Origin of the sequence: Duganella sp. Root198D2, from assembly GCF_001428585.1 — a bacterium.
In the GTDB taxonomy this organism is placed as follows: domain Bacteria; phylum Pseudomonadota; class Gammaproteobacteria; order Burkholderiales; family Burkholderiaceae_D; genus Rugamonas.
Genome location: NZ_LMIC01000048.1, coordinates 99537 through 124565, shown reverse-complemented (window position 1 = coordinate 124565; position 25029 = coordinate 99537). Strand labels below are relative to the sequence as shown.

Here is a 25029-nt window from a genome sequence, read left to right as displayed (position 1 = left end):
TCGCCCTTGAAATAAGGCCGCGCGGGTCCTAGAGTTAAAAAAGCAATTTTCTGCGGGAGCTACGTCATGGCTATCAATGGAATAGGACCGACCACCCCGAATTTCCAGCAGGTCGATAACGCCGCCGCCGAGCGCCGGCTGACCGAACAGCGCCAGTTGCAGCAGGAAGAGCAGCGCATCCGCGAACAGCAGGCTGCGCGAACCGAGCAAATCAGCACCCGCCGTGAAGAAACCCGTGCCCTGGAACAATCCCAGTCGGCCCAGCAGCAAGACTTCCTGACACGCCAGCAGCTATTGGCGCAAAACGCCCAGGCCGGGCGCACGGTGCCGGGCACGCCGGCACCCGGCAGCATTATTTCCGTTACAGCCTGAAATATCCGCGCAACACAATTTCCGTGTGGTTCTTTCGTGCGACACAGGAATAATGACTGTGTTGAAATGGCATTGTTGTCAAGATTTTCGGCAAATCATCGCCAAGTCTTGATGTTGAACAAGGTTAGCTTCGCAGAGCAGCATGAGAATTTAGCAAGACTGCAAGCACTTTCCTCAACACTCCACTGTCAAGAGAGGATCATCATGGCACACCACGCTCTCGCTTCGCAGGAAAGCTACAACCCGAACCACCTGCTGGACATCCTGCTCGGCAAAATGCAATTGAAGAACGATGCTGCGCTTTCGCGCATGCTGGAAGTTGCTCCACCCGTAATCAGTAAAATCCGTCACCACCGTTTGCCGGTCGGCGCTTCGCTGCTGATCCGTATGCATGAAGTGACAGGCATGAGCATCCGCGAACTGCGTGACTTGATGGGCGACCGCCGCACCAAGTACCGCCTGTCGGATGCCCAGGGCCGCCCGAAACCGGAAGACAAGCCAGTCGGCGCGTCGACCCAGGGCGGCATGCCGCAAGCCAGCGCGCATTGAGCGTGCCGGTGCCTTAAGCCATCAGCACCAATGCAATTTCTTCATATTGCAGTTCCGTTTCGCGGAACAGGTGCAGGAAAGTGTCTTCGCCCAGGTTGAGCGCTTTCCAGGCAATCGGGGAGACGGACGGCACCAGGTCGTCCGGTTTCCGCACCAGGTCCAGCGCATGCACCACCGCGTCGGCCACGTGCACGATCGCTGCCAGGAAGCCGGCGCCCGGCTTCCCGGGCTCGTGGTGGCCGGCAATCGCCAGCCGCATCGTGTCTGAAAAATTCCAGTGCTCCGCCAACGCCAGGCCGGCTTCGACGTGGTCGATGCCGAGCACGGCGCGTTCCGCCTCCAGCGTATAGCAATCGTGCTGCTTCTGGTAGGCGATGACCTCCGCATACAAGTCCGGGAACGTCGACACCAGTACCAGGCGGCCGATATCGTGCAGCAGGCCTGCCGTGAATGCATAGTCCTGGTTGAATCGCACGTGGCGTGCCAGCACCTTGGCGCAGGCAGCTGTCGCAATCGAATGGCGCCAGAACATGCTATGGTCGAAGCCAGGGCACAGCTTGCCGGCGAAGCAGCCGGTGACGGCAGCTGCCGTAATCAGGTTGCGCGTACTCTGGAAGCCAAGGAAGGTAATCGCTTGCTGGATCGTGGTGACTTTGACCTGCAGCCCGAACAGCGAGGAATTGGCCAGGCGCAGCGTTTTGGCCGTCAGGGCCTGGTCATGTGAAACCTTCTTGGCCAGCACCGCGATGTCGATGTCCTCCTGGTCCACGCTATTCAGCAATTCCATCACCACTACCGGCAGCGATGGCAGGTCGTCCAGGTTCTTCACCACGTCGTCATAACTGAGCTGCTCGCTCATGCAGCCTCCTTGCCGACGCGAAATTCGGTGACCAGGGCGCGCAGCGCATTGGCCGCGGAATCTTCGGCATTGGCCGGATCGTGGCGGCGGAACAGCACTTCGATGCGCGCCAGGTGGGCTGCACGTTCGGCGGCCGCCTGGGCCGGATCGGGCGCCGTGTCGTCGACCACGGCCAGCGATTCGATGCCATGGTCCGGCAAGCGCGCCAGCATCCGTTCGGTCAGCACGGTACCTGCCGGCAGCAGGACCTGGCCGTGCGTGTCCAGCAATTCATCGGAAAGCACCATTCCAGGCTCGGCTTTGGCCAAAGGCAGGTGGCGGTAAGTCGCCGTCATTTTTTTATCTCCAACATAAGCATGCCAAATCTTACATCAGTGACGGAAAGGCATCACCCTTAAAATCTTGCCAAGCGACACCGCTTCCCTTACATTGGTGGGAATATGGGGAGGGAGTGAATGTTTGGTATCCAAGGCCGGCTGACTGCACTGTTCGTTGTGATCGTCACCGTTGTGCTGGGCATTTCCGGCACTTACGCACAGTACAGCCTGGGTCACGAACTGGAAGTAGCCAACCAGCGCCTGCGCGAAGGCGTGCTGACCCGTTTGCAAACCAGCTTGCCCTCCGCGCTGTGGGACCTCGACAAGGCCAAGGTCGACAATATCGTGGCGGCCGAGATGCTGCCGCCGGAACTGGTGGCGATCCGCGTCTACGATACTTCGGTCGGCCTGTTCTCCGGCAAGCGCCGCAAGGATGACGGCAGCATCGTCCCCATCGAATCCGAAACGACCGTGCAGGGGGCCCCGGTGGTGGCCGACCTGGCGTACCGCGATGCCGGCGCCGCCGGCAGTGCATTGAAGCCGGTGATTGTCGGCCGCGTGGTGGTGAATTTCAGCCGGGCCCAGATCGATGCCACGCTGGCCGCCGAGGTGCGGCGCAAGGTGGTGGAAGTGCTGACCCTGGACCTGATCCTGGTGGTGGCGCTGGCGCTGTCCTTGCGCATCGTGTTCGACCCTTTGAAGAAGTTGCGCGACGGTTTGTTCGAACTGGCGACGCGCGGCTCCGACGAAGTGGAGGAGCTGCCGGAAAAGCGCAGCGATGAACTGGGCGACGTGATCCGCGGCTTCAATGCCATCCAGCGCAAGGTGAAATCGATTATCAAGCGCACGCGCGAAGCGGAGGACCTGGCGCGCCGCTCGGCGCAGGAAACGGCGCAGGCGCTGGACGACCTGCGGCGCACGCAGGAATCGCTGCTGCAGGCCGAGCGCCTGGCCTCGCTCGGCTCCCTGGTGGCGGGGGTGGCGCATGAAATCAATACGCCGGTCGGGATCGCCCTGACCAGCGCCTCGGTGCTGATGGATGCCACCACGGCCGTCGACGAGTCGATGAAGGCCGGCCAGGTCAGGAAGTCGGAGATCCAGAAGTACATCGACACGGCCGGCGAAAGCGCGCGCCTGATCATGAACAATGCTTACCGCGCAGCACACCTGATCCACAGCTTCAAGCAGATCGCAGTCGACCAGGTCAGCGAAGCGCGGCGCCGTTTCGAGCTGAAGGAGTACATCGGCGAGGTGGTGTCGAGCCTGCAACCCAAGCTGAAGAAAACCCGCATCGTGGTCGCGATCAACTGCCCGGATGACATCATGCTGGACAGCTATCCCGGCGCCCTGGCACAGGTTATCACCAACCTCACGCTGAACTGTGTCGAACATGCCTTCGAGCCGGACGGCGCGGGCAATATCGATATCAACGTCATTCCCGAAGGCGACGCCATCGAGATGCAGGTAGTCGACAACGGCAAAGGTATCGCCCCCGATATGCTGGACAAGGTGTTCGACCCCTTCGTCACTACCCGGCGCGGGCAGGGCGGTACCGGCCTTGGCCTGAACATTGTCTTCAACCTGATCGTCAAGCAGTTCGGCGGCACCATTTCCGTTTCCAGTACGCTGGGCAAGGGCGCCAGCTTTGTGCTGCGCATTCCGCGTGTGACACCCGGCGGCGAGAACGAAGACAAACATCCCGACGCCCCGCTGCACGCCCGGCCCGTGAGCTGAGCGCCGCCACTGCAGTTTCTGCCGCATACTGAAGCCATGCAGGGAGAAACCTTATGGATAAGCAGCGCTTGATCGCCTTGCTGCGCGGCATAAATGTCGGACGCGCAAAACGCGTTGCGATGGCCGACTTGCGCAAGGTGCTGAGCGATATGGGATACAGCGACGTGCGCACGCTGCTCAACAGTGGCAATGTGGTGTTCGATTGCGACACGGCCGATGCTGCCGACAGCGCCCTGCACATCGAGGAAGCGCTGGTCTTGAAGCTCGGCGTTCCCGCCAAAGTCACCGTGATCGAGGCTGCCCAGTTGGCTGAGATCGTCAAGGAAAACAGCCTGCAGCACGTGGCCGATGACCATTCGCGCTTGCTGGTGGCTGTGCTCAATAAACCCGAAGAAGACCGCAGCAAGCTGGAACCGCTGGCGCGGCAGCGCTGGCAGCCGGAAGCGTTCGCGCTGGGACGCCATGCTGCGTATATCTGGTGCCCGGATGGGGTGCTGGCCAGCCGCGCTGCCGCCGCCATGGGCAAGGCACTGGGCGATGCGGTCACTTCACGCAACTGGAGCACGATCAGCAAATTGCACGCGATGGCAAATAATTAGTTGTCCGCCGTCGCGTTGAGCGTCTAAAATCGCTTATCCATGATTTTGTCAGACGCACAATGAAGATTAATGATTCGATAAGAGGGGCCCTGATTCTCGGTGGCGTCGTCCTGGCCCTGGTAATCGGCGGCTTCGCTGTGGCCGACAATGGCTGGCAGAAGGTCAGCTGCATTGGCCGCGCCATTGTCGGTGGTGTCGCCTTCAGCAATATCCACAGCGTTTGCGGCTTATGACTGGCGCGCGCGCCGTTCGGTCACCGTTTCATATCCCACTCCCCAGCTATCGGTCTCCACTTCGTCGATGATGACGAAGGTGGTCGCCGGGTCTTTGTCCAGCACCTCCTGCAGCATGCGGGTGGTGCGGACAATCAGTTCCTTCTTCTGTTCCCTGGTCGGGCCGCCTTGTTCTCGGGTGACTTTGATGTTCACATAGGGCATGTCATTCTCCTTTGATTACCAGTTGCCGGCTGCGGCGCCGTCGTCGACGGTCAGCACATGGCCGGAGATGAAGGTCGAGTCGGTCAGGTAGAGCACCGCGTCGGCGATGTCTTCGGCGGTGCCCATCTTGTGGGTCGGCACCAGGCCTTTCAGGAATTCCTGGGTGCCGGCATCCGGGCTATGCAGCGGGGTGCTGATGATGCCGGGCGCCACGGCATTGACCTTGATGTTCTTGCTGGCCACTTCCAATGCCAGGGCGCGGGTCGCCATATTCAGGCCGCCTTTGATCAGGACAGGCAGCAGGGCGGTCGCCTTGGCTGGCGTCACGCCCAGGCTGGCAGTGATGTTGACGATATGGCCACCGCCATTGGCCTCCATATGGCGCACCGCTTCCTGCGCCGGGAACAAGAAGCCCTTCAGGTTGGTCGCCACCAGGGCGTCGGTCTCGGCTTCGGTGTAGTCGACCGTCGGCTTGGCGATGAAGATGCCGGCGTTATTTACCAGGATGTCGACCTTGCCGAAACGTGCAGCCGCTTTTTCGAACAATTCCCTGGCCGTCTGCGGCGAGGCGATATCGCCAGCCACCGGCAGGAAATTGGACGGATTGCCCAGTTGGGCCGCTGCGGTTTGCAGGCGGTCCATGGTGCGGGCATTGCCGACCACGTTGTAGCCGCGGGCCAGGTAGGCCTTGGCGATGGCAAAACCGAGGCCGCTGGAAGCGCCGGTGATGATGGCTGTCTTAGTCATTTGAAACTCCTTGAGTTGGGTTACGGTGAGTCCACTATACTTATGACGTTCAGGCGGATAAATATGGCTTTCGGTAATTGACTTGATACATGGGGTAATGAATGCGGCGCCATTTCGACGATATGCAGTTGGGCAGTATCGAGTTGTTCGTGCTGGCGGCGGAGCAGGGCAGCTTCACTGCCGCGGCGGCGCTGGCAGGCGTGACGCCGGCGGCGGTGAGCCGTTCGATTTCGCGCCTGGAGGAGCGGCTCGGTGTGCGGCTGTTTGTGCGCACGACGCGCCAGATCCGCCTGACCGATGGCGGCAAAGTGTATTTCGAGCAGTGCCGGCAGGCGCTGTCGCAATTGGTGGAGGCTGAGCGCGAAGTGACGGGGCAGCAGGCCGCGCCATCGGGCAAGCTGCGTATCAGCGTACCGACGCCGTATGCGCATTACCGTTTGCTGGAACGTGTGGCTGCGTTCCGCGTGCAGTTTCCGGAGGTGCAGGTCGAAATCCACGTCAGCAACCGGAATATCGACTTTGCCGAAGAGGGCTATGACCTGGCGGTGCGCGGCCGCGCGCCGCAGGACTCAACCCTGATCGCGCGCAAGCTGGAAGATGCGGCCCTGGTGCTGGTGGCATCGCCGTCTTACCTGAAGCGGCGCGGCATGCCCAGATCGTTGGAGGAGCTTGCAGACCATGAATGCATCCAGTTCGTGCTGCCCAGCACGGGACGCCTGATTCCCTGGCAGTTCATGCGCGACGGCGCGCAGATCGAGCTGGCGGGGAGCGACGCCATCGTGTGTGCGGAAGACTTCCTCGGCATGGGGACGCTGGCGGTGCATGGCGGCGGCATAGCGCAGACCTATCGCTTTGCCGTGGAGCGCGAACTGGCCAGCGGGGTGCTGGTCGAACTGCTGCCGCAGCATGGCGGCTGCTCGCGGCCTTTTTACTTGATCTACCCGCACGCACGCCACCTGTCGCTGCGCGTGCGCAGCTTCGTCGAGTTCGTCCTGCGCTAGCTTTCGTGCTGGCGCTGGCGGAAAGCAGCGACCTTGTTGCGGTTGCCGCACAGCGCCATGCTGCACCAGCGGCGGCGGTGCGATTTGGTGCGGTCCAGGAACCACAGCGTGCAGGCGTGGTCTTCGCATTTGCGCACCAGCTTGAAGTCGGCCGTCGCCAGCAGCTGCGCTGCCGCCTCGGCTAATGGCGCCAGCAGCTGCTGCGGCGTGCCGGCAGCGTAGCGGGCCTGCAGCGACAGCCCATTCCCACTTTCTGCTACCAGCGCCATGTGGCGTTCGGCGTGCGCCAGCGCTGCATTCAACGCCGCGACGTCGACCCGCTCGCCGGCCTTGCGGGCTGCCACGGCAGTGCGGACGGTTTCTCGCAGCGCGCGTGCCGCCGCCAGCAACTCGCCGGGGTTGCCGGGCGCGCCGCCTTGCGCCGTAACCTGTCCGGCCGCCGCCAGCCATGCCATGACATCGGCATCGCCATGCCAGGTTTCCTCGCCGTGCACCACGGTATTCATCAGATCCAGTGCGGGATGGTCGCCATAAAACTCGATCATTTTCCTGTCCTCCTGGTTTTATTGTAACCATCAAAATAAAGCTTGACAAGTTACGTGGTGGGAGTAATCTAGTAACCATCAAAACAAACTTTAAGGGGTTAGTGATGAATCGCACCATCCAGGCTGACGGCGTCAATATTTTCTACCGCGAAGCAGGCGCACCCGACGCACCGGCGATCCTCCTGATGCACGGTTTCCCCACCAGTTCCCACATGTTCCGCAACCTGATCCCGCTGTTGGCGACCAAATACCGCGTGATCGCGCCCGACCTGCCGGGTTTCGGCTTTACCGAGGTGCCGGCGGCGCGCAACTACGAATACACCTTCGACAACCTGGCCCGCACTATGGAGGCCTTCCTGCAAGCCATCAAACTGGATAAATTCGCACTCTACGTGTTCGACTACGGTGCCCCGGTCGGCCTGCGCCTGGCGGCTGCCAAACCGGAACGCATCACGGCCCTGGTTTCGCAGAACGGCAACGCCTACCTGGAAGGCTTGAGCGATGGCTGGACCCCCATGCGCAAACACTGGGCCGACCCGAACGAAGAAAACACCAACGTGATGCGCGGATTCCTGACACCGGAAGCGACCAAATGGCAATACACCCACGGTGTCGCCGATCCCGCTACCGTAGCGCCCGAGTCCTATACCCTGGACTCGGCACTGATGGCACGCCCAGGCAATATCGATATCCAGCTCGAGCTGTTTTACGATTACCGGAAAAACCTCGAGCTGTACCCGGCGTTCCAGGAATTCTTCCGCAAAGCTCAGGTGCCGACGCTGGCGATCTGGGGCAAAAACGACCCGTTCTTTACCCCGCCTGGCGCCGAAGCCTATCGCCGCGACAATCCGAACGCCATCGTGCAATTGCTGGATACCGGCCATTTCGCGCTGGAGACCCACGCTGAGGTGATCGGCAAAGCCATCCATGCCCTGTTAGACTAGACGCTTTCGAGGAAAGCCTGACCACGCATCGATGAAGCCATACACCATCGCGCTGCTGCTGGCCGGCCTGGCTTTGGCCGGCTGCAGCAGCAAGCAAACCGTTACCTACACGGCCCCCACCACCGCCTCCAACCCGCAAGTGCTCTTGCTGGGCGAGGTGCATGACAACAAGGAGGCGCATAAGCTGCGCCTGGAAGACTTGCGGCAGCGCGTGGAAGCCGGCTGGCGTCCCGTGATCGCAATGGAACAGTTCGACCGTGAATCGCAAGGCTTGCTGGACGAAGCGCAGAAGGGCTGCCTTGATGCGTCCTGCTTGATCAACGTCATGAACAAGAAGGGCTGGGACTGGCAGCTGTACCACCCGCTCATCCAGCTCGCACTCAGCAACCACCTGCCGCTGGTCGCCGTCAACCTGTCGCGCGCAGACGCGTCGAAAGTGGTGCGCGACGGCGTGGCATCGAGCTTTGATGCCGCCACCGTCGCCGCCTACAAGCTGAATGAGCCGCTGCCTTCCGACCTGCGCCGCGGCCAGGAGAAGGCGATCCAGGAAGGTCACTGCAATATGGCGCCCGACATGATGTTGCCCGGCATGGTCAATGCCCAGGTGGCGCGCGATATCTGGATGGCCAAGCTGGTTCGCCAGCAGCAGCCGCGCGACGTGGTCCTCATCGCAGGCAACGGCCATGTGCGAAAGGACATCGGCGTACCGCGTTGGCTGAATGCCATTGAACCCAGGCTGAACGTCCGCACCATTGGCTTCATCGAGCCCGATGGACTGCAGGGCAGCTATGACGAAATCCGCAAGGTAGCTGCGCAAAAGCGCACAGACCCTTGCGCGAAATTCAAGTAAACTTCCGGCCCTGCCGACCCCAATATACCAAGGAGCAAAGAATGCAGATCGCAGGTGAAATGTTGATCGGACACGCCGCCGTCAAAGGCAGCGCAGGCCAGATGAAGGCTACCGACCCGGCCCGCAATATCGAGATCGAGCCAGCATTTGGCATGGCTACACCAGCCGACCTGCAGCGCGCCTGCGAACTGGCCGCGCAAGCATTCGACTCCTACCGCGAAACCACCCTGGAAAAGCGCGCGCAATTCCTGGAGCACGTGGCGCAGAACATCCTCGACGCCGGCCCGCAACTGATTGAGCGCGCCATGCAGGAATCCGGCCTGCCGCAAGCGCGCCTGGAAGGCGAGCGTGGACGTACCGTCAACCAGCTGCGCCTGTTCGCCAAGGTGGTGCGCGACGGCTTGTTCCTGGGAGCGACGCTGGATTCGGCGCTGCCGGAACGCGTGCCGCCACGATCCGACCTGCGCATGCGCAAGATCGGCGTCGGTCCGGTTGCCGTATTCGGCGCCTCCAACTTCCCGCTGGCGTTTTCGGTTGCCGGCGGCGATACCGCGTCGGCGCTGGCCGCTGGCTGCCCGGTGGTCGTGAAAGCCCACCCTGCGCACCTTGGCACCTCTGAACTGGTAGGCAAGGCGATCCAGAAAGCCGTGGCCGACTGCGGCCTGCATGAAGGCGTGTTCTCACTGGTGATCGGCGATGTGCAGATCGGCGGCGATCTGGTGTCGCATCCAGCTATCAAGGCGGTCGGCTTCACCGGCTCGCGCGGCGGCGGTTTGGCGCTGGTGCGTATCGCCCAGGCCCGCAAGGAGCCGATTCCGGTGTACGCGGAAATGGCATCGATCAATCCGGTGTTCCTGCTGCCGGGCGCACTGAAAGCCGGCGCTGCACGCATCGCACAAGGCTTTGCCGATTCACTGACCATGGGCTCCGGCCAGTTCTGCACCAATCCAGGCCTGCTGATTGCGCTGGAAGGCCCTGAGCTGAACGAGTTTGCTGCTGCGGCAGCGGCTGCGGTGCAAGCCAAGCCGTCGACCACCATGCTGACCCCTGGCATCCACAAATCGTACGAAGCCGGCGTCGGCAAGCTGGCCTCGCTGGACAAGGTGGAACTGCTGGCGCAAGGCGGCGCGGGGAGCACTGCCTGTGCGGCACAACCGCACCTGTACAGCACCGACGTCGACACCTTCCTGTCCACGCCTGCGCTGGAAGACGAGAACTTCGGCCCAAGCTCGGTACTGGTGCGCTGCCGCGACGCGGCCGACCTGCGCCGCATCGCAGAGCATGTGGAAGGCCAGTTGACCTCCACCGTGCATGCAACCGCCGACGACCGAGAGATCGCCGCCGGCCTGCTGCCGACGCTGGAGCGCAAGGCTGGCCGTATCCTGTTCAACGGTTTCCCGACTGGTGTCGAAGTGGCGCATGCGATAGTGCATGGCGGTCCGTTCCCATCGACCTCAGATCCGCGCAGCACCTCGGTCGGCGCTACCGCCATCGACCGTTTCCTGCGGCCGGTGTGCTATCAGGATGCGCCGGAATGGGCACTGCCTTCGACCCTGGCCAACAGCAATCCGCAAAACGTGCCGCGTGTGGTCGACGGCAAGATCCAGACGGGCGCATAAGCCTGCGTGGTCATGGTAAGGTGGTCCGCATGATGGAAACTGTGTACAAGACAGAGCAGCCGAGCCGGGCTGACATCGATGCGCTCACCGGGCCTGCGGTGCTGGAATTTGGCACCAACTGGTGCGGCTATTGCCGCGGCGCCCAGCCGGCCATCGCCGAAGCGTACCGCGAGTACGCCAACATTCCTCACTTCAAAGTGGAAGACGGGCCCGGCCGTGTGCTGGGCCGCGCCTTCCGCATCAAGCTGTGGCCGACCGTGGTCTTCCTGAAAGATGGCAAGGAAGTCGCGCGCGTCGTGCGCCCGGAAGATGCCGACGAACTGCGCGAAGGCTTCGCGCAGATTGCTGCCATTTGACACCATTTGTTCAGGCATCCTTGACATTGTTCAGAAAAAAGATTTAACTATTAACTAATTAGTTAATAGTTAAATCTTTGGGGCGGCGCATGAAAAGGATTCCTAACGTTATACGAAAGCATCGGGTCGCCAGTGAAGACCTGGCCGCGGTATGCGCCGGCCAGGTGCGTTATGCCCCAGCCAAGTCACTCTGGCTGGTGGCGATGGGAGGCGGGGCGGTGTATGGCATCCTCGCATACCCCGTGTTGCCAGCGATTGCGCTATTTGCCTTCGCCACAGCGTTTGTGCTGCTGTTCGGACACTCGCTGGGAAGTCATCGCAAACTGATACACAACAGTTTTGCATGTCCCAAATGGCTGGAGTACCTGCTGGTCTGGACCGGTGTGCAAGTTGGCCTGGCAGGGCCGATCGGTTTGCTGCGCCAGCACGAGCTGCGTGACCATGCGCAGCGGCAGCAGGATTGCCACCCATACCTGCGGCACGGCGCTGGGTTCTGGCGCGACGCCTGGTGGCAGTTGCATTGCGAGCTGATTCTGGACAAGCCTCCGGTGATCCACATCGAACGACGCATTACCGGGAGCGCGTTCTATCTGTTTCTGGAACGAACATGGATGCTGCAGCAGTTGCCGCTGGCCCTACTGTTCTATTTTTGGGGCGGCTGGGCCTTCGTGTGCTGGGGTGTGTGTGCCCGTATCGGCGCCGGTGTGACAGGCCATTGGCTGATCGGCTATTTCGCACATAACCACGGCGATATGTCCTATGAGGTGGATGGTGCCGCAGTGCAAGGGCGCAACATCCGCTGGACTTCCCTGCTGACCATGGGCGAGAGTTGGCATAACAACCACCATGCCTTCCCGCATTCGGCGCGGCTTGGGCTGGCGGAAGGGGAGTGGGATCCTGGCTGGTGGGCATTGCGGGTCCTGGAGCGCTTTGGACTGGTGAGGGATTTGCAGTTGCCGGACGGGCCGGAAAACAAAAATGGCCTGGACCGTTGCCGGTTCAGGCCATTCCTGGTCAGCCTCTGGTGGTGACCAATCACTTGTGCAGTTTCAGCAATCCTTCTCTGCTTCGCTCTTCATGAGCAAGGGCGAAACAAAAAAGCCTGAACCGTTTCCGGATCAGGCTTTTTGATGAATCCTGGTGGTGATAGGTGGACTTGAACCACCGACCCTAGCATTATGAATGCTATGCTCTAACCAACTGAGCTATATCACCAGAGCCACGCATTATGAAGTGTTTCGCCTACGCTGTCAACCATTGACGGCCCCTCTACGCTTGTCCATGCCCACGCAAGATGATTCCTGCGCGCAACGTGACAAAAGCCCTGCTTCCTGCACCGACCGGACGAAATCAGCCGCATTGCCGGTCACCAGGTGCTGCGCCACGCGGGGCGTGAACGCTGAGCATGCCTGGCCACTTCGCTGGAGCGCGTGGATTGGCAGGCTTGCGACAGCGGGATCTGGTCAATAAAAAAGCCGTTGATTCAATTGAATCAACGGCTTCCTGAATTCTGGTGGTGATAGGTGGACTTGAACCACCGACCCTAGCATTATGAATGCTATGCTCTAACCAACTGAGCTATATCACCGCAGGCCAGCATTATCGGCGCTGGCCTGCGGTCTGTCAAGGACTGGTTTTCGCCCTGGCTATGTTGGCAAGCACTTGCTGTTGCAATTGTTCGCTGGCGTCCGGGGCGCAGCAGTCGACCATGATCCGTTCCGGCATGGAGCGTAGCCAGGTTAGCTGGCGCTTACATAATTGGCGGGTAGCAATAATGCCGGTTTCGCGCATCGCCGCGTAGTCGATGCTGCCATCCATGTATTCCCAGGCCTGGCGGTAACCGACGCAGCGGATCGAGGGCAGTCCAGGATGCAGGTCGCCGCGCGCGCGCAGGGTGTTCACCTCATCGAGGAAGCCGGAATCGAGCATGATGTCGAAGCGGCGAGCGATGCGTTGGTGCAGCCAGGCCCGGTCGGATGGTTCGAGCGCGTACGACAGCAGGTCGAAGGGCAGCTCTTCTTTTTCGCGCTGGGCCAGCAGCTCGGACATCGGCTTGCCGGACAGGGCGTGGATTTCCAGGGCGCGCTGGACGCGCTGGGAGTCGTTGGGCTTAAGCCGGGCCGCCGTTGCAGGATCGATTTGTGCCAGGCGTGCGTGCATGGCTGGCCAGCCGATGCGGGCGGCTTCCTCGTCCAGTTGCGCGCGCAGGACGGCGTCGGCGCCGGGCAGTTCGTCCAGGCCATCGGCCAGGCCTTTGTAATACAGCATGGTGCCGCCGACCAGCAGCGGGACCTTGCCGCGCGCGCTGATTTCAGCGACCAGGCGCAGGGTATCGGTGCGGAACTGCGCCACCGAGTAGGAGTCCAGCGGGTCGATGATGTCGATCAGGTGGTGCGGCACGGCGGCGAGTTCTTCTTTTGAAGGCTTGGCGGTGCCGATGTCCATGCCGCGATACACCAGCGCGGAATCGACGGAGATGATCTCGCACGGCACCTGCTGTGCGATGGCCAGCGCGACGGCGGTCTTGCCGGACGCGGTCGGACCCATGATGGCGACCGCCAGCGGACGCTTGTTGGACTGCTCGTTCATTATGCCTTTACTGCCCGCGCAGGAAGAGTTTATCCAGCGCGTTGATGTCGATCTGCACCCAGGTCGGGCGGCCGTGGTTGCACTGGTCGGCGCGCTCTGTGGCTTCCATATGGCGCAGCAGGGCGTTCATTTCGGGCACGGCCAGGATGCGGTTGGCGCGCACCGCGGTGTGGCAGGCCAGGGTGCCAAGCAGCTCATTGCGGCGCTCGATCAGCACGCGCGAGCCGCCGAATTCGCGTACGTCGCGAATCACGTCGCGCGCCAGGGTCTGGGCATCGGCATTTTTCAGCAGGGCGGGGACGGCGCGCACAGCGAGCGTGGTTGGCGACATCACGGCGATGTCGAATCCCAGTGTTTTCAGGGTCTCGCCGTGTTCCTGCACGGTGCCCACTTCCACTGCGTCGGCGTAGAAGGTGACAGGGATCAGCAGGTTCTGCACCGACATTTCGGTGCCGTCGATCTGGGCGTCCAGCGCATTCTTCAACTGTTCGTACAGGATGCGCTCGTGCGCGGCGTGCATGTCGACCAGCACCAGGCCTTTGCTGTTCTGGGCCAGGATGTAGATGCCATGCAGTTGCGCCAATGCGAAGCCGAGCGGGAATTCTTCACCGGCCAGCTGGGCCGAGGAAGCGGTGATTGGCGTGGCTTGCGGCAGCGTATATTCGGAGGAGGCGCGGAAGCCGCCGCCGCCGTCCGCTGCGGTCGCGCCCAGAGCGAAGTTGTCGCGCGGCTCGTTCGACCACAGGGCGCCGTAGCGCTCCGCGCTCTGGGCGACGCCGCCCGCGGCAGGGCTGCCGAACGGCGATGGCGAGAAGGTCGGGCGATACTCGGGGTTCAGGATCGAGCCGAAGCTGGTCTGCTCCTGCGGGCGCCAAACAGGTCCCGATGCATGCAGGTTGTCGGCGGCCGGCAGCGGCGAAGGCACGCTGCCGTGCGAGGTGGCCGAGGTCGCGGCAAGCGCGCGCTGCACGGCGTGGAACACGAACTGGTGCACCGCACGGCCGTCGCGGAAGCGAACCTCGATCTTCGATGGGTGCACGTTCACGTCGACCAGTGCCGGGTCGAGGTCGAGCGCCAGAACGTAGGATGGATAGCGGTCGCCATGCAGCACGTCCTCATACGCGGCGCGCACGGCGTGCACCAGCAGCTTGTCGCGTACGAAGCGGCCGTTGACGTAGAAGTACTGGCTGTCGGCGCGGCCCTTGGAGGCAGTCGGCAGGCCGGCAAAGCCGTGGATGCGCAGCACGCCGGAGCCTTCGTCCAGCGCCAGGCGCGCTTCTTCGAAATTGCTGCCCAGGATCTGCGCGCTGCGCTTGGCCATGTCGCTGACCATCCAGTGGTCGACGGTCTTGCCGTTGTGGCTCAGCGTAAACGATACGTCGGGGCGCGCCAGGGCGATGCGGCGCACCACTTCCGCGCAGTGGCCGTATTCGGTCTGCTCGGATTTCAGGAATTTGCGGCGCGCGGGGGTATTGAAATACAGGTCGCGCACGTCGATCGTGGTACCCGGGGCGCCGGACGAAGGGACTACCGTACCTTCGTGCGAGCCTTCCAGTTCCCAGGCATGGGCGCCGTCGGCGGTGCGCGAGGTCAGGGTGACGGCCGCCACCGAGGCGATCGACGCCAGGGCTTCGCCGCGGAAACCGAGGGTGCCGACGTTCTCCAGGTCGTCCAGCGAAGCGATTTTCGAGGTCGCGTGGCGCGCCAGTGCCAGCGGCATCTGGTCGGGCGGGATACCGCGGCCGTTGTCAGTAATGCAAATGCGTTTGACGCCGCCTTCTTCCAGCCGCACGGTGACCTGGGTCGAGCCGGCGTCCAGGGCGTTTTCCAGGAGTTCTTTGACAACTGCCGATGGCCGTTCGACAACCTCGCCTGCGGCGATCTGGGAAATCAGTTGGTCTGGCAGGGCCCGGATCGGGCGGGGAGGGGTTGGCGCGTTCATTGCCACATTATAATGTCCACATTCGTTCCTGACCCCGAAGTGGACATTTTCCTTATTTCACTTCGCGTACCGGGATGGGGACGTTGCACAGGTCAACGTGGCCGGCTGCATATTTCGTCCACGGGCCGCCGCGGTTGCGCTGCGCTTCGATCACGGAGTTGAAGCTGGCCGATTCGGTGCGCATCACTTCAAACTTCGACCGCTCAGCCTCGGGTACTTCGGCGGCCAGCTTGACCGACTTGATCGGCACCCACTGTTCTTCTTTTTCGAACATGCCCATCGGCGCCGGGCCGCGCGGCAGCACGGACAGCAGCGGCATGCCGCTGACAATACGTCCCACCACAGTGATATTGCGGTCCAGGTGGCGCGGCGAGTTGCCGATCACGGTGTACAGGGTGCCGCCGTTGCCGCTGTCGGACTCATTGCCGCGCGCCACGCCAACCATGCCATAGCAGTGCGCCAGCCAGGCCTGGCCGGTTTTCGGGTCGCGCGCGGACGGGAAGCCGTTGGAGTGGCCCACCTGCTGCGCATAGCCGTCCTTGTCCGGCAGGCGGGTGAACTGGGCGTCGTTCTTCATCGGCACCGTGAATTCCTGCTCCAGCCTGGCCTTGGCCGTCCCGATCGCCTTTGGCTTGTCTTCGCGCGGATCGCCCCACTGCACCACGAAATTGTCCTGGGTGCGGTAGATCCACAGCCCGTCCCAGTAGCCTTCCTTGGCCATGGTGCGGATATTGGCGGCGTGATTGGGCGCAAAAGCCGGCGCCAGTTCGATGATCACGCGGCCGGCCGGCAGGTCCATGTACAGGGTGTTGGCCGGGTCCAGAGGACGCCAGTGGGCTTGCGGCGCTGCCTTGACGATGTCGCTGACAGTCGCCTTGGGCGGCAATTCCTTGGTGGGCGCGGCCATGGCGGCCAGGGGTAAGGCCAACGCCAGGACTACGGGCATGGTGGACTTCACTAATGTCTCCTTTGTGGGGTTCTAAGCAGGTTCTAAGATGCCGGGCAATTTTAGCCTGTAAGATAGACAGTTTGGTATCATTCCCGCCGCAACCTTTTGGGACTTTAAATAAATGGATTTCGTTCAATTGCTGGACATGCTGGTCCACGTAGACCGCGCAATGGGTACTTTGATTGCTCAATATGGCGTGTATGTCTATGCACTGCTGTTTGCCATCGTCTTTTGCGAGACTGGCCTGGTGGTACTTTTCTTCTTCCCCGGCGATACGCTGTTGTTCATTGGCGGCGCCTTCTGCGCGACCGGCCAGATGCACCTCGGACTGCTGATGTTCCTGTTGGCGACTGCCGCAATTTTGGGTAATACGACCAACTACTGGATTGGCGAAGCAATCGGCCAGCGCGTGTTTACCCATGATTATCGTTGGATCAACAAGGATGCGCTGAACCGCACCCACGAATTCTTCGAGAAGCATGGCGGCAAAACCATCATCCTGGCGCGCTTCGTGCCGGTGGTGCGTACTTTCGCGCCATTTGTGGCCGGCGTATCGGACATGACCCATGCCCGCTTCCAGCTGTTTAACGTCGTCGGGGCCGTGGCCTGGGTGGTGTCGCTGTGCGTGGCCGGTTATGTCTTCGGCAACACTCCATGGGTGCGCGACCACCTGAGCGCCATCGTGCTGGTTGGCGTCAGCGCGGCCGTGGTGCCGATGGCACTGGGCGGTGCCTGGAAACTGGGCCGTCGTATGCTCAAGCGTTAAGCCGCTCTCAAGTTTTCCCGCAGCGCAACCGTTAACCGGAGTAACAGTCTCTCCTCCGGATTTAACATGCGTAACTTGATCGCCCTGTCGGCCTGTTGTCTTGTCATCGGGACAGCAGGCGCCGCCGATCCCGTCGTACCGCCGTCGAAAAGCGTGCCGAATATTCGCCCCAACCTGGCCGCTGCCGCAGCTGCCGACAGGGCGAATATTGAAAAAGAGCCCACTGCGGCCGGTGGCCCGAAGTACGTCCCGCCCGCGCGCAAGAACCCGGCGGCGTCTGCCGCCGCCCAGCGCGAGGAAGAAGCGCGCGCGGAAGCGGAACTGTCGGAGAAGATCGCCCAGCGCCTGGCCGAAATGCGCGCCAACCAGGCTGCCCGCATTGCCTCTGCTGAAAAGGCGCGCAAGCAGAAAGCCGTCAAGGCCGCCGCAGCGGAAGTCGCTGCCAAGGCCCCGCCGCCGCGCGTGTACGGCACCCATTGGACGTATGAGGGCGAATCCGGCCCGGCCAACTGGTCCAAAATCAATTCAGACTGGGCCAAATGCTCAAGCGGCAGCCGCCAGTCGCCGATCGATATCCGTGACGGCATGAAGGTGGACCTGGAGCAGATCGCCTTCGATTACCGCCCCTCCGGCTTCAATGTGACCGATAACGGCCATACCGTGCAGGTAATGGTCGGTCCGGGCAATTACCTGAGCGTGGCCGGCCGCACATACGAGCTGCAGCAGTTCCACTTCCATCGCCCGGCCGAGGAGCGCGTCAACGGCAAGGGTTTCGAAATGGTGGTGCACCTGGTGCACAAGGATCCGGAAGGCAGGCTGGCGGTGCTGGCATTGCTGCTGGAGCGCGGCAAGCCGCAAGCGACCATCCAGACCGTGTGGAACAACCTGCCGCTGGAAAAGGGCGATACGGCGATGCCGAGCATCGTGCTGGACCCGAACGACATGCTGCCGCAGCGCCGCGATTACTACACGTTTATGGGTTCGCTGACCACGCCGCCTTGCACTGAAGGCGTACTGTGGCTGGTGATGAAGGAGCCGGTGCAGGCCTCGCCCGCGCAACTGGCCCTGTTCAGCCGCCTGTATCCGTTCAATGCACGTCCGATCCAGGCCAACTCCGGCCGTATGATCAAGGAATCAAACTGATGGTGTGCAGGCCGGTCCATTCGGTGCCGGCCTGCAGCACCTGCTTGTCCACCTGGGCAGGTTCAATGCAGACGAAGCGGCGGTAATCGCCGTCGTCCATGTCGGCGGTGGCTGCCGCGCCTTCCATTCCTGGATTCCACACCACCCATTCCGAGAAGCCTTGCTGCTCCAGCTGCAATGTGCCGGCGCCGGTGTCGAGGCGTAGCCGCGGCGTGGCGGGGCGGATATCGTCCAGGGCACCGCTGAACGGCATGCCGTCCAGCGTGGCTTTCTCGAATTCCGTAACTGCGAAATAAGTGTGCAGGGCGCCGGCCCAGCTGAAGTCCTGCCGGCCTGTGTTGCGCACGGTATAGCGCATTTCCAGGGCGTTGGCTTTCAGGTCGAAACGCAGGCGCAGTTCAAAGGCGTGTGGCCAGGACTGGAAACGATTGCGCGGCAGGTCGCCCTGCGCCAGCGCCAGTTCGGCCCAGCCGTTGGCCTGCTCGACGATGCGCCAGGTGGCGGTGCGGGCGAAACCATGGCGCAGGCCGTCGCCGCGCGTGGCGAACTGGGGGAAGATGACCGGCACGCCGCCGCGCACGGCTGCGCTGCCGTCGAGCGCTGAACGCTGGCTCAGGAACAGGCGTTCCTTGCCGTCCGCAGTCTTCCACGACATCAAGTGTGCGCCGAACAGGGAAATCGTGGCTTCGGCGCCTTCAGGTGTGGAGATGCGAACTTCGTTCATGCGCTTTCCTCAGGTGAGCCGGTTTTTCGAGAGCGGCGGGTTCTTGGCGAAATAGCGGCGGATACCTTTGACGATGGCGTCCGCGATCTTGTCCTGGTATTCGTCGTCCAGCAGGCGCGCTTCCTCTTCCGGGTTGGAGATGAAGGCGGTCTCGATCAGGATCGACGGGATGTCCGGGGCTTTCAGCACGGCGAAACCGGCCTGTTCGACCGAGCCTTTGTGCAGCTTGTTGATACCGCCGATTTCGCCCAGCACGGCCTTGCCGACTTTCATGCTGTCGTTGATCTGGGCGGTGGTGGAGAGGTCGAACAGCACGCTGGCCAGTTGCGGGTCGTGGCCTTTGGCATTGGCGCCGCCGATCAGGTCGGCCTGGTTTTCCTTGTCCGCCAGCCAGCGCGCAGCGCTCGAGGTTGCACCTTTTTCGGACAGCACGAACACGGAAGAGCCGCGCGCGCTGGTCTTCACGAAAGCGTCGGCGTGGATCGAGACAAACAGGTCGGCGTCGACTTTGCGCGCCTTTTCCACGCGCTTGCCGAGCGGGACGAAGTAGTCGCCATCGCGCGTGAGCATGACGCGCATATTGGGGTGGTCTTCGATCTTCTCTTTCAGGCGCTTGGCGATTGCCAGCACGATGTCTTTTTCGCGGCTGCCGCGCGCGCCCATTGCGCCAGGGTCCTCGCCGCCATGGCCGGGGTCGAGGGCGATGGTGAGCATGCGGACCATTTTTTCCGGCCCGGGTTTCTGGCCCGGCTTGTGGTGTGCCGGCGCAGGTTCCGGCTCGCCAGGAGCGGGTTTGCCGGATTGGGCGGCGATTGCGGGCGACTGGCCGGGCGCGCTGGTGCCGGTGCTCGGCGCGGAGGCAGTTACGCCGGCCTGGCTGGACGCGCCTTGGGTGCTGCTGCTTGCGCCGCCTGCCTGGCCGGGCGCTGCCGGCTGGCCCGCGGGGGCTGGCTGTTGCGCGACGGTGGCGCCGTCCTTCTCATCCTGCGACCATTCGCCCTTTTCGATCAGCGCCGCGATCGGGTCGGTTGCCTTGACCGGGTAAAGGTCGAAAATCAGGCGATGCTTGTAATTGCCGACCGGCTCCAGCGTGAATACCTGCGGCGTGACTTTTTCTTTCAGGTCGAACACCAGCCGCACCACATTCGGGCGGTTCTGGCCGACGCGTACTTCCTTGATGTACGGGTCGTTCGACTCGATCTTGGCGACCAGGCTTTTCAGCGTGGAATTCAGCACCAGGCCTTCAATGTCGACCACCAGCCGGTCCGGGTCCGGAACCAGGAAGTGCTTGACCTTGAGGTCGGTGTCGTTTTCCAGGGTGACGCGCGTGTAATCCTCCGCCGGCCACACCCGCACAGCGAGGATCTGCGCGGCTTGCGCCGACATGGGGGCGAGCACCGACAGCAGCAGGGTGCCGCCGGCCTTGAGCACCGTGCGGCGGCTTACAGGTTTGGAGCGAATTGGAGGCGTTGCAGGCATGACGTACCAAGAGCGGAGGACGGCTGCAATTCTACATCACGTCCGGCCCCGGCTACAGAGAGGAAAACATGTAGATCGGGCGGCGGCAACACGCCATCGGCCTTCTCCGGCCATTCGACGATGCAAACGTTCTCGCGATTGAACTCTTCGCGGAAGCCGGCATCGAGGAATTCCTCGGGACTGCCCATGCGGTACAGGTCGAAATGCACCACATTGGCAAGCCTGCCGTCGACTTTCACGCGGTAGGGTTCGGACAGGGTATATGTCGGGCTTTTTACCGGCCCCGCATGGCCTGCCGCATGCAGCAACGCGCGCGTCAGCGCGGTTTTTCCGGCGCCCAGGTCGCCGTGCAGGTAGATCGCCATGCCGGGCAGCAGGGCGCGCGACAGCGCCGCGCCCAGCGCCGCGGTACCGGCTTCGTCGTGAAGATGGGATTTAAAGTGCAGCATCGAATAAAATGATGGTTTGGATTTCCCCGCATTGTAAGGCCGTGTCACTCTCCCAAGCCAATTTAGACGAATTAGCCAGCCGCATCAAGGCATGGGGGCTGGAACTCGGCTTCGCGGAGGTGCGCATTGCCGATATCGACCTGTCCGCCGCCGAGGCGGGGCTGCAGGCCTGGCTGGATGCCGGCATGCACGGCGATATGGACTATATGGCAAGCCACGGCATGAAACGCGCGCGTCCGGCGGAACTGGTGCCGGGCACGGTGCGGGTGATCACGGCGCGCATGAATTACCTGCCCGGTGCGGCCGACGAAGGCTGGCGCGAGCGCGAAACGGCGCGCCTGGCCGATCCTGCGCAAGCCGTGATCTCGGTGTATGCCCGCGGCCGCGATTATCATAAGGTGCTGCGCGCGCGGCTGCAGCAGCTGGCCGACAAGGTCAGCGCGGCGGTCGGGGAGTTCGGTTATCGCGTGTTCACCGACTCGGCGCCCGTAATGGAGCTGCCGCTGGCGGAAAAGTCGGGCCTGGGCTGGCGCGGCAAGCATACCTTGTTGATCAACCGCAGCGCGGGCTCCATGTTCTTCATGGGCGAGATCCTGGTCGACCTGCCGCTGCCGGTGGATGAGCCGACCGGCGCGCACTGCGGCCAGTGCACGGCCTGCATCGACATCTGCCCGACCCAGGCCATTCTCGGGCCGGGCAAGCTGGATGCGCGGCGCTGCATCTCCTACCTGACCATCGAACACAAAGGCGCCATCCCGGAAGAACTGCGGCCCTTGCTGGGCAACCGCGTCTACGGCTGCGACGATTGCCAGACCGTCTGCCCCTGGAACAAGTTCGCCCAGCGCGCCACACTGCCGGACTTCGACGAGCGCCATGCCCTGGGCAGCGCCGGCATGATCGAGCTGTTCGCGTGGACCGAAGAGGAATTCAACCGCCGCATGGAGGGCAGCCCGATCCGCCGTATCGGCCATGAGCGCTGGCTGCGCAATCTTGCGGTCGGCCTGGGTAACGCGGCACGCATGGGTGCCAAGGGCGATCCGGCGATCCTCGCTGCGTTGCAGGCGCGCTGCGCGCACCCGTCGGAACTGGTGCGCGAACACGTGAAATGGGCCGTTCTTCAGCACCAACAGGCCGGCACCGAGGCCTGCTCCTGACCCTTGCCCTGGGCTGGTGGTGGGGCGCGATTCCCGCCTGCTGTTCGACCCTGGTGCTGGCGCTGTATGCCGGCATGCCGCTGCATTGGGCGCTGCTGTTTGCCTGCGCCAATCCGCTCGGATTCAGCATCCTGGCGATCGGCTACCGCGCCATGGTGATGCGGCGCGACTTGCGCCAACTGACATCGCTGCTGTTCTATGTCCAGCTTTGTTTTGTAGCCAGCATTTTCGACTCGTCCGGAGCCCTGATCTGGAGCTATACCAACCACATTGCGCCCGGGGCCCAATTGCCGGTCTGGCAGGACTGATGCCGACCATGCGCCGGAAGTTTTCCGCCAGACGGTGTGGATTTTCTACTGGGTGTTCGCGGCAATCATCGTTTTCATCGCCTTCTTCGGCTACCAGGTGTTTTCGCATTGGCAGGATTCGACCGATGGCCTGTTGGGCGAAATGCAGCGCATGAACATCGACCTGGAGCGCCTGGCCACCACGGATGGGCTGACCGGCCTGCTGAACCGCCGGGCCGCCGACCGCCACCTCGACGCGGAATGCCGCCGCGCGCGCCGCTCCGGCCACGCTTCATCCCTGGTGCTGCTCGATATCGACCATTTCAAGCAGGTCAACGACAAATACGGCCACCCGGGCGGCGACGCCGCGCTGCGCATGCTGGCGGCGTGCATCCGCTCGGTGATGCGGGAAGTTGACGTGGGGGCGCGCTGTGGCGGCGAGGAATTCCTGATCGTGCTGCCGGAAACCGGGCGCGAAGGGGCGTTCGTCTTTGCCGAACGCCTGCGCGAGCGCGTGGCGGGTTGCGAGATCAATCACGACAACCGGCTGTTCCGCTGCCACGTCAGCCTTGGCGTCGCCGTCAGCGACAGGCATGAAGCGAGCTATGAACAGTGGGTGCGGCGTGCCGACGAGGCGCTGTAGCGCGCCAAGCAGGGTGGCCGCAACCAGGCGGTCATGGGCGCTTGATGCGCCAGCGCAGCATCAAGGCCGCCGCTGCGCCCCAGGCAAGAAACGTGACCAGCGAACCTTCCACGCCGTAGGCGCCGCCGCTGAGCCATTCGGGGCCGGCCATCTGTACCTGCAGCCAGCCGCGCGCCGCATGGCCGGAGACCGGAATGCCCAGCACCCCGTCGTACAGGTAATTCCACGCGAAATGCACGCCGACCGGCAGCCACAGGCTGCGTGTCAGCATCCACGCGGCGCACAGGGCGAGCCCGGCGACGCCGGTGTTGAGCACCGCCAGCGCGGTAATGTGTTCGTTGGGCAGGTGGGCCAGCGCAAACAGCAGCACGTTCACCAGCAGCGACGCCAGGGTGCCCCAGCGCGCCTCGACAATGCGGAACAGCACCGCGCGGAACAGCAGTTCTTCCATGATCGCCACCATGGCTTGCTCGGACAAGGGCTTGAGGGCTGCGCCCGGGTGTGTGCTGCCGGTGATTTCCAGCGCGCCGGCCGCCGCCAGCACGCCGGCAACAGCAAGGCTCAAAACGGCGCCGATGCCGAGGCCGCGCAGCAGGCCGGGCGCTGCGCCGGGCAGTGCGGATTCGATGGCGTCTCGCTGCTCGAAGCGGCGTACATAGAAGCGGTATCCGGCCAGGCACAGCGCCGCGGCGAGCAGGTGATGCCAGGCGATGCGCAATTCTTTTGGCACCAGGTTCTGCACCAGCATCATGGTTACGATCAAGGGCACGGCGACGCAAGCGATGCCGGCGAGGATGCGCACCACGGGATTGCGGGCCAGGCGGCTGCGCAAAGGCAAGGATTGGGGCAGCGGGGAAGGGATGGTTTGTTGCATCGTTCTACTCCTTTGCTTTGCGGATGCGTTCGTCAAAAGATTGCTGCTCCAGTGCGGCGATCGCGTGGGCCAGCGTCTCGGCAAGGGGATAGGGCAGATCGGCATCAAGCGAACTGGCCGCTGCAGAAGTGGCGCGCCAGCAGGCCTGCAGCTCGGGCAGCAGGCGTTCGCCCTGGGGGCTGAGGCGCAGCAGCTTCTGGCGCGCGTCGGTGGGGCTGGACTGCGCCACCAGCCAGCCTTCTTTCAGCATCAGGGCCACGGTCTGCGTGGCAGCGGGCTGGGTGATGCCGGCGCTTTCCGCTACCTGGCTGACGGTGCATGGCTGGCCGCCGGCCAGTGCGCGCATCACGGGCGTGTAACGCGGCCGGTAATCGAGGCCGGCGTCAACATATGAGCGCTGCACGGCGCCGTCCAGCAGTTCGATGAGATGGCGCAACTGGGTTCCGAGTCCTTGTTTCATGGACCCATCCTAGCACGATATATAAGTGCTTATGTATTATTTTTTAGTTCACTTCAGCAGTCCGGCCAGTTCGACTGCGGTCTTCACCTGCATCTTGTCGAAGATGTGGGCGCGGTGCACTTCAACGGTACGCATCGAGATGCCCAGTTCATCGGCCACCACCTTGTTCATCTTGCCGGCCAGGATCAGGTCCAGCACTTCCCGCTCGCGGCCCGAAAGCGTGGCCAGGCGCGCCTGTACGGCAGCCTTGCCGCTGGCCAGGCGCGAGGCTGCCAGGCCTTCCTGCACGCGGTCCATCAACTGGTTGTCATTGAAGGGCTTTTCGAAGAAGTCGAAAGCGCCGCGCTTGAGCGTGTCGACCGCCATCGGCACGTCGCCGTGGCCGGTCAGGAAGATGACGGGCAGGCGCGCCGTCAGCCCGCGCGCCGCCAACTGGTCGAAGGCCGCCACGCCGCTGATTTCGGGCATGCGCACGTCGAGCAGCACGCAGTCTCCTTCCGCATCGAAAGCACCGCCCTGCGCAAAGGCCAGGAAGGCAGCCGCGCTTTCGTAAGTGGTTGCTGCGATGCCGCGCGAGGAAGCAAGCCACGACAGGGCATCGCGTACCACGGCTTCATCGTCAACGATATGTAGCATTCTGG

30 protein-coding genes and 2 tRNA genes are annotated in these 25029 nt (G+C 62.9%); 16 read left to right on the top strand and 16 right to left on the bottom strand.

From position 1 onward, the window contains the following. Nucleotides 1-66: 66 nt before the first annotated feature. Both ASE26_RS24330 and ASE26_RS24325 read left to right on the top strand, forming a co-directional pair. On the top strand, nucleotides 67-372 hold the full coding sequence (locus ASE26_RS24330) for a hypothetical protein (protein ID WP_055929477.1): 306 nt from the start codon (nucleotides 67-69) through the stop codon (nucleotides 370-372). Between the two features lie 204 nt (nucleotides 373-576). Beyond that, complete coding sequence (locus ASE26_RS24325) at nucleotides 577-921, top strand: hypothetical protein (protein ID WP_055929479.1); 345 nt, start codon at nucleotides 577-579, stop codon at nucleotides 919-921. A gap of 13 nt (nucleotides 922-934) precedes the next feature. Here ASE26_RS24325 and ASE26_RS24320 read toward each other — a convergent pair whose 3' ends face one another. Further along, nucleotides 935-1780, bottom strand: coding sequence for an HDOD domain-containing protein (locus tag ASE26_RS24320; protein ID WP_055929482.1), 846 nt, complete (start codon nucleotides 1778-1780; stop codon nucleotides 935-937). Beyond that, nucleotides 1777-2115 carry a hypothetical protein gene (locus ASE26_RS24315; RefSeq protein ID WP_055929485.1) on the bottom strand — a complete coding sequence of 113 codons (339 nt, stop codon included), beginning with the start codon at nucleotides 2113-2115 and terminating at the stop codon, nucleotides 1777-1779. Before ASE26_RS24315 ends, ASE26_RS24320 begins: the two co-directional genes overlap by 4 nt. A gap of 120 nt (nucleotides 2116-2235) precedes the next feature. Between ASE26_RS24315 and ASE26_RS24310 the strand changes: the two genes are divergently transcribed. The 3 genes from ASE26_RS24310 to ASE26_RS31260 are packed head-to-tail and all read left to right on the top strand — an operon-like array spanning nucleotide 2236 to nucleotide 4663. Further along, nucleotides 2236-3831 carry a sensor histidine kinase gene (locus ASE26_RS24310; protein WP_055929488.1) on the top strand — a complete coding sequence of 532 codons (1596 nt, stop codon included), beginning with the start codon at nucleotides 2236-2238 and terminating at the stop codon, nucleotides 3829-3831. Nucleotides 3832-3884: 53 nt separating this feature from the next. Next, the gene (locus tag ASE26_RS24305; protein ID WP_055929491.1) at nucleotides 3885-4430 is read left to right on the top strand and encodes a DUF1697 domain-containing protein; all 546 of its coding nucleotides are present in this window, start codon (nucleotides 3885-3887) and stop codon (nucleotides 4428-4430) included. 59 nt (nucleotides 4431-4489) lie between these two features. Further along, a complete protein-coding gene (locus tag ASE26_RS31260) occupies nucleotides 4490-4663 on the top strand; it encodes a hypothetical protein (protein WP_200953788.1) in 174 nt (57 codons plus the stop codon). Here the strand turns inward: ASE26_RS31260 and ASE26_RS24300 are convergent. Together ASE26_RS24300 and ASE26_RS24295 are read right to left on the bottom strand one after the other, a co-directional pair. Next, nucleotides 4658-4867, bottom strand: coding sequence for a 4-oxalocrotonate tautomerase family protein (locus tag ASE26_RS24300; RefSeq protein ID WP_055929494.1), 210 nt, complete (start codon nucleotides 4865-4867; stop codon nucleotides 4658-4660). The two genes, ASE26_RS31260 and ASE26_RS24300, sit on opposite strands and share 6 nt — an antisense overlap. A gap of 15 nt (nucleotides 4868-4882) precedes the next feature. Further along, nucleotides 4883-5614, bottom strand: a complete 732-nt coding sequence (locus ASE26_RS24295) for an SDR family NAD(P)-dependent oxidoreductase (protein ID WP_055929497.1) — start codon at nucleotides 5612-5614, stop codon at nucleotides 4883-4885. 101 nt (nucleotides 5615-5715) lie between these two features. On the opposite strand from ASE26_RS24295, the gene ASE26_RS24290 reads away from it, so the two are divergent. Continuing rightward, complete coding sequence (locus ASE26_RS24290) at nucleotides 5716-6615, top strand: LysR family transcriptional regulator (RefSeq protein WP_055929500.1); 900 nt, start codon at nucleotides 5716-5718, stop codon at nucleotides 6613-6615. Here ASE26_RS24290 and ASE26_RS24285 read toward each other — a convergent pair. Then, on the bottom strand, nucleotides 6612-7160 hold the full coding sequence (locus ASE26_RS24285) for an ABATE domain-containing protein (RefSeq protein WP_055929503.1): 549 nt from the start codon (nucleotides 7158-7160) through the stop codon (nucleotides 6612-6614). The genes ASE26_RS24290 and ASE26_RS24285 overlap by 4 nt on opposite strands. Before the next feature lie 104 nt (nucleotides 7161-7264). Here ASE26_RS24285 and ASE26_RS24280 point away from each other — a divergent pair, with 104 nt between their 5' ends. The 5 genes from ASE26_RS24280 to ASE26_RS24260 all read left to right on the top strand — a co-directional run bounded on the left by ASE26_RS24280 (nucleotide 7265) and on the right by ASE26_RS24260 (nucleotide 11960). Beyond that, nucleotides 7265-8104: an alpha/beta fold hydrolase gene (locus ASE26_RS24280; protein WP_055929506.1), complete on the top strand. Its 840-nt coding sequence runs from the start codon at nucleotides 7265-7267 to the stop codon at nucleotides 8102-8104. A 31-nt stretch (nucleotides 8105-8135) separates the two neighbouring features. Next, nucleotides 8136-8954, top strand: a complete 819-nt coding sequence (locus tag ASE26_RS24275; RefSeq protein ID WP_055929508.1) for a ChaN family lipoprotein — start codon at nucleotides 8136-8138, stop codon at nucleotides 8952-8954. A 41-nt stretch (nucleotides 8955-8995) separates the two neighbouring features. Beyond that, a complete protein-coding gene (locus ASE26_RS24270; protein ID WP_055929511.1) occupies nucleotides 8996-10573 on the top strand; it encodes an aldehyde dehydrogenase (NADP(+)) in 1578 nt (525 codons plus the stop codon). 32 nt (nucleotides 10574-10605) lie between these two features. Then, nucleotides 10606-10929, top strand: coding sequence for a thioredoxin family protein (locus tag ASE26_RS24265; RefSeq protein ID WP_055931752.1), 324 nt, complete (start codon nucleotides 10606-10608; stop codon nucleotides 10927-10929). Between the two features lie 89 nt (nucleotides 10930-11018). Continuing rightward, a complete protein-coding gene (locus ASE26_RS24260; RefSeq protein WP_082507264.1) occupies nucleotides 11019-11960 on the top strand; it encodes an acyl-CoA desaturase in 942 nt (313 codons plus the stop codon). A 107-nt stretch (nucleotides 11961-12067) separates the two neighbouring features. On the opposite strand, the gene ASE26_RS24255 is transcribed toward ASE26_RS24260, so the two are convergent. From ASE26_RS24255 to ASE26_RS24235, 5 genes are all read right to left on the bottom strand, one after another. Next, nucleotides 12068-12144 (bottom strand) — tRNA-Met (locus ASE26_RS24255). A gap of 296 nt (nucleotides 12145-12440) precedes the next feature. After that, a tRNA-Met gene (locus ASE26_RS24250) sits at nucleotides 12441-12517 on the bottom strand. A 35-nt stretch (nucleotides 12518-12552) separates the two neighbouring features. Beyond that, nucleotides 12553-13518, bottom strand: a complete 966-nt coding sequence (gene miaA, locus ASE26_RS24245) for a tRNA (adenosine(37)-N6)-dimethylallyltransferase MiaA (protein WP_055929514.1) — start codon at nucleotides 13516-13518, stop codon at nucleotides 12553-12555. 7 nt (nucleotides 13519-13525) lie between these two features. After that, nucleotides 13526-15460 carry a DNA mismatch repair endonuclease MutL gene (gene mutL, locus ASE26_RS24240; protein ID WP_055929518.1) on the bottom strand — a complete coding sequence of 645 codons (1935 nt, stop codon included), beginning with the start codon at nucleotides 15458-15460 and terminating at the stop codon, nucleotides 13526-13528. A gap of 52 nt (nucleotides 15461-15512) precedes the next feature. Then, the gene (locus ASE26_RS24235) at nucleotides 15513-16418 is read right to left on the bottom strand and encodes a peptidylprolyl isomerase (RefSeq protein ID WP_307144017.1); all 906 of its coding nucleotides are present in this window, start codon (nucleotides 16416-16418) and stop codon (nucleotides 15513-15515) included. A 112-nt stretch (nucleotides 16419-16530) separates the two neighbouring features. Between ASE26_RS24235 and ASE26_RS24230 the strand changes: the two genes are divergently transcribed. Both ASE26_RS24230 and ASE26_RS24225 read left to right on the top strand, forming a co-directional pair. Continuing rightward, a complete protein-coding gene (locus tag ASE26_RS24230) occupies nucleotides 16531-17175 on the top strand; it encodes a VTT domain-containing protein (protein WP_055929521.1) in 645 nt (214 codons plus the stop codon). A gap of 66 nt (nucleotides 17176-17241) precedes the next feature. Then, nucleotides 17242-18318, top strand: coding sequence for a carbonic anhydrase (locus tag ASE26_RS24225; RefSeq protein WP_055929522.1), 1077 nt, complete (start codon nucleotides 17242-17244; stop codon nucleotides 18316-18318). Here the strand turns inward: ASE26_RS24225 and ASE26_RS24220 are convergent. From ASE26_RS24220 to tsaE, 3 genes are read right to left on the bottom strand one after another with little or no spacing between them, the layout of a single operon-like run. Further along, nucleotides 18302-19042, bottom strand: a complete 741-nt coding sequence (locus ASE26_RS24220) for a D-hexose-6-phosphate mutarotase (protein ID WP_055929524.1) — start codon at nucleotides 19040-19042, stop codon at nucleotides 18302-18304. The two genes, ASE26_RS24225 and ASE26_RS24220, sit on opposite strands and share 17 nt — an antisense overlap. A gap of 9 nt (nucleotides 19043-19051) precedes the next feature. Continuing rightward, entirely contained in the window at nucleotides 19052-20521 is a 1470-nt protein-coding gene (locus tag ASE26_RS24215) for an N-acetylmuramoyl-L-alanine amidase (protein ID WP_055929525.1), read from the bottom strand. Continuing rightward, complete coding sequence (gene tsaE / locus ASE26_RS24210) at nucleotides 20485-20970, bottom strand: tRNA (adenosine(37)-N6)-threonylcarbamoyltransferase complex ATPase subunit type 1 TsaE (RefSeq protein WP_055929528.1); 486 nt, start codon at nucleotides 20968-20970, stop codon at nucleotides 20485-20487. The genes ASE26_RS24215 and tsaE overlap by 37 nt, the downstream gene beginning before the upstream one ends. 41 nt (nucleotides 20971-21011) lie before the next feature. Here tsaE and queG point away from each other — a divergent pair, with 41 nt between their 5' ends. The 3 genes from queG to ASE26_RS24195 are packed head-to-tail and all read left to right on the top strand — an operon-like array spanning nucleotide 21012 to nucleotide 23054. Further along, nucleotides 21012-22124 carry a tRNA epoxyqueuosine(34) reductase QueG gene (gene queG, locus ASE26_RS24205; protein ID WP_156397967.1) on the top strand — a complete coding sequence of 371 codons (1113 nt, stop codon included), beginning with the start codon at nucleotides 21012-21014 and terminating at the stop codon, nucleotides 22122-22124. Next, on the top strand, nucleotides 22076-22432 hold the full coding sequence (locus tag ASE26_RS24200) for a hypothetical protein (RefSeq protein WP_156397968.1): 357 nt from the start codon (nucleotides 22076-22078) through the stop codon (nucleotides 22430-22432). Before queG ends, ASE26_RS24200 begins: the two co-directional genes overlap by 49 nt. A gap of 34 nt (nucleotides 22433-22466) precedes the next feature. Continuing rightward, entirely contained in the window at nucleotides 22467-23054 is a 588-nt protein-coding gene (locus ASE26_RS24195; protein ID WP_055929533.1) for a GGDEF domain-containing protein, read from the top strand. Nucleotides 23055-23085: 31 nt separating this feature from the next. Here the strand turns inward: ASE26_RS24195 and ASE26_RS24190 are convergent, their stop codons facing one another. The 3 genes from ASE26_RS24190 to ASE26_RS24180 are packed head-to-tail and all read right to left on the bottom strand — an operon-like array spanning nucleotide 23086 to nucleotide 25024. Further along, complete coding sequence (locus tag ASE26_RS24190; protein WP_055929547.1) at nucleotides 23086-23928, bottom strand: CPBP family intramembrane glutamic endopeptidase; 843 nt, start codon at nucleotides 23926-23928, stop codon at nucleotides 23086-23088. Nucleotides 23929-23932: 4 nt separating this feature from the next. Then, on the bottom strand, nucleotides 23933-24388 hold the full coding sequence (locus ASE26_RS24185; protein WP_057247086.1) for a MarR family winged helix-turn-helix transcriptional regulator: 456 nt from the start codon (nucleotides 24386-24388) through the stop codon (nucleotides 23933-23935). A 48-nt stretch (nucleotides 24389-24436) separates the two neighbouring features. After that, on the bottom strand, nucleotides 24437-25024 hold the full coding sequence (locus ASE26_RS24180; RefSeq protein ID WP_055929553.1) for a response regulator transcription factor: 588 nt from the start codon (nucleotides 25022-25024) through the stop codon (nucleotides 24437-24439). Between the last annotated feature and the right edge of the window lie 5 nt (nucleotides 25025-25029).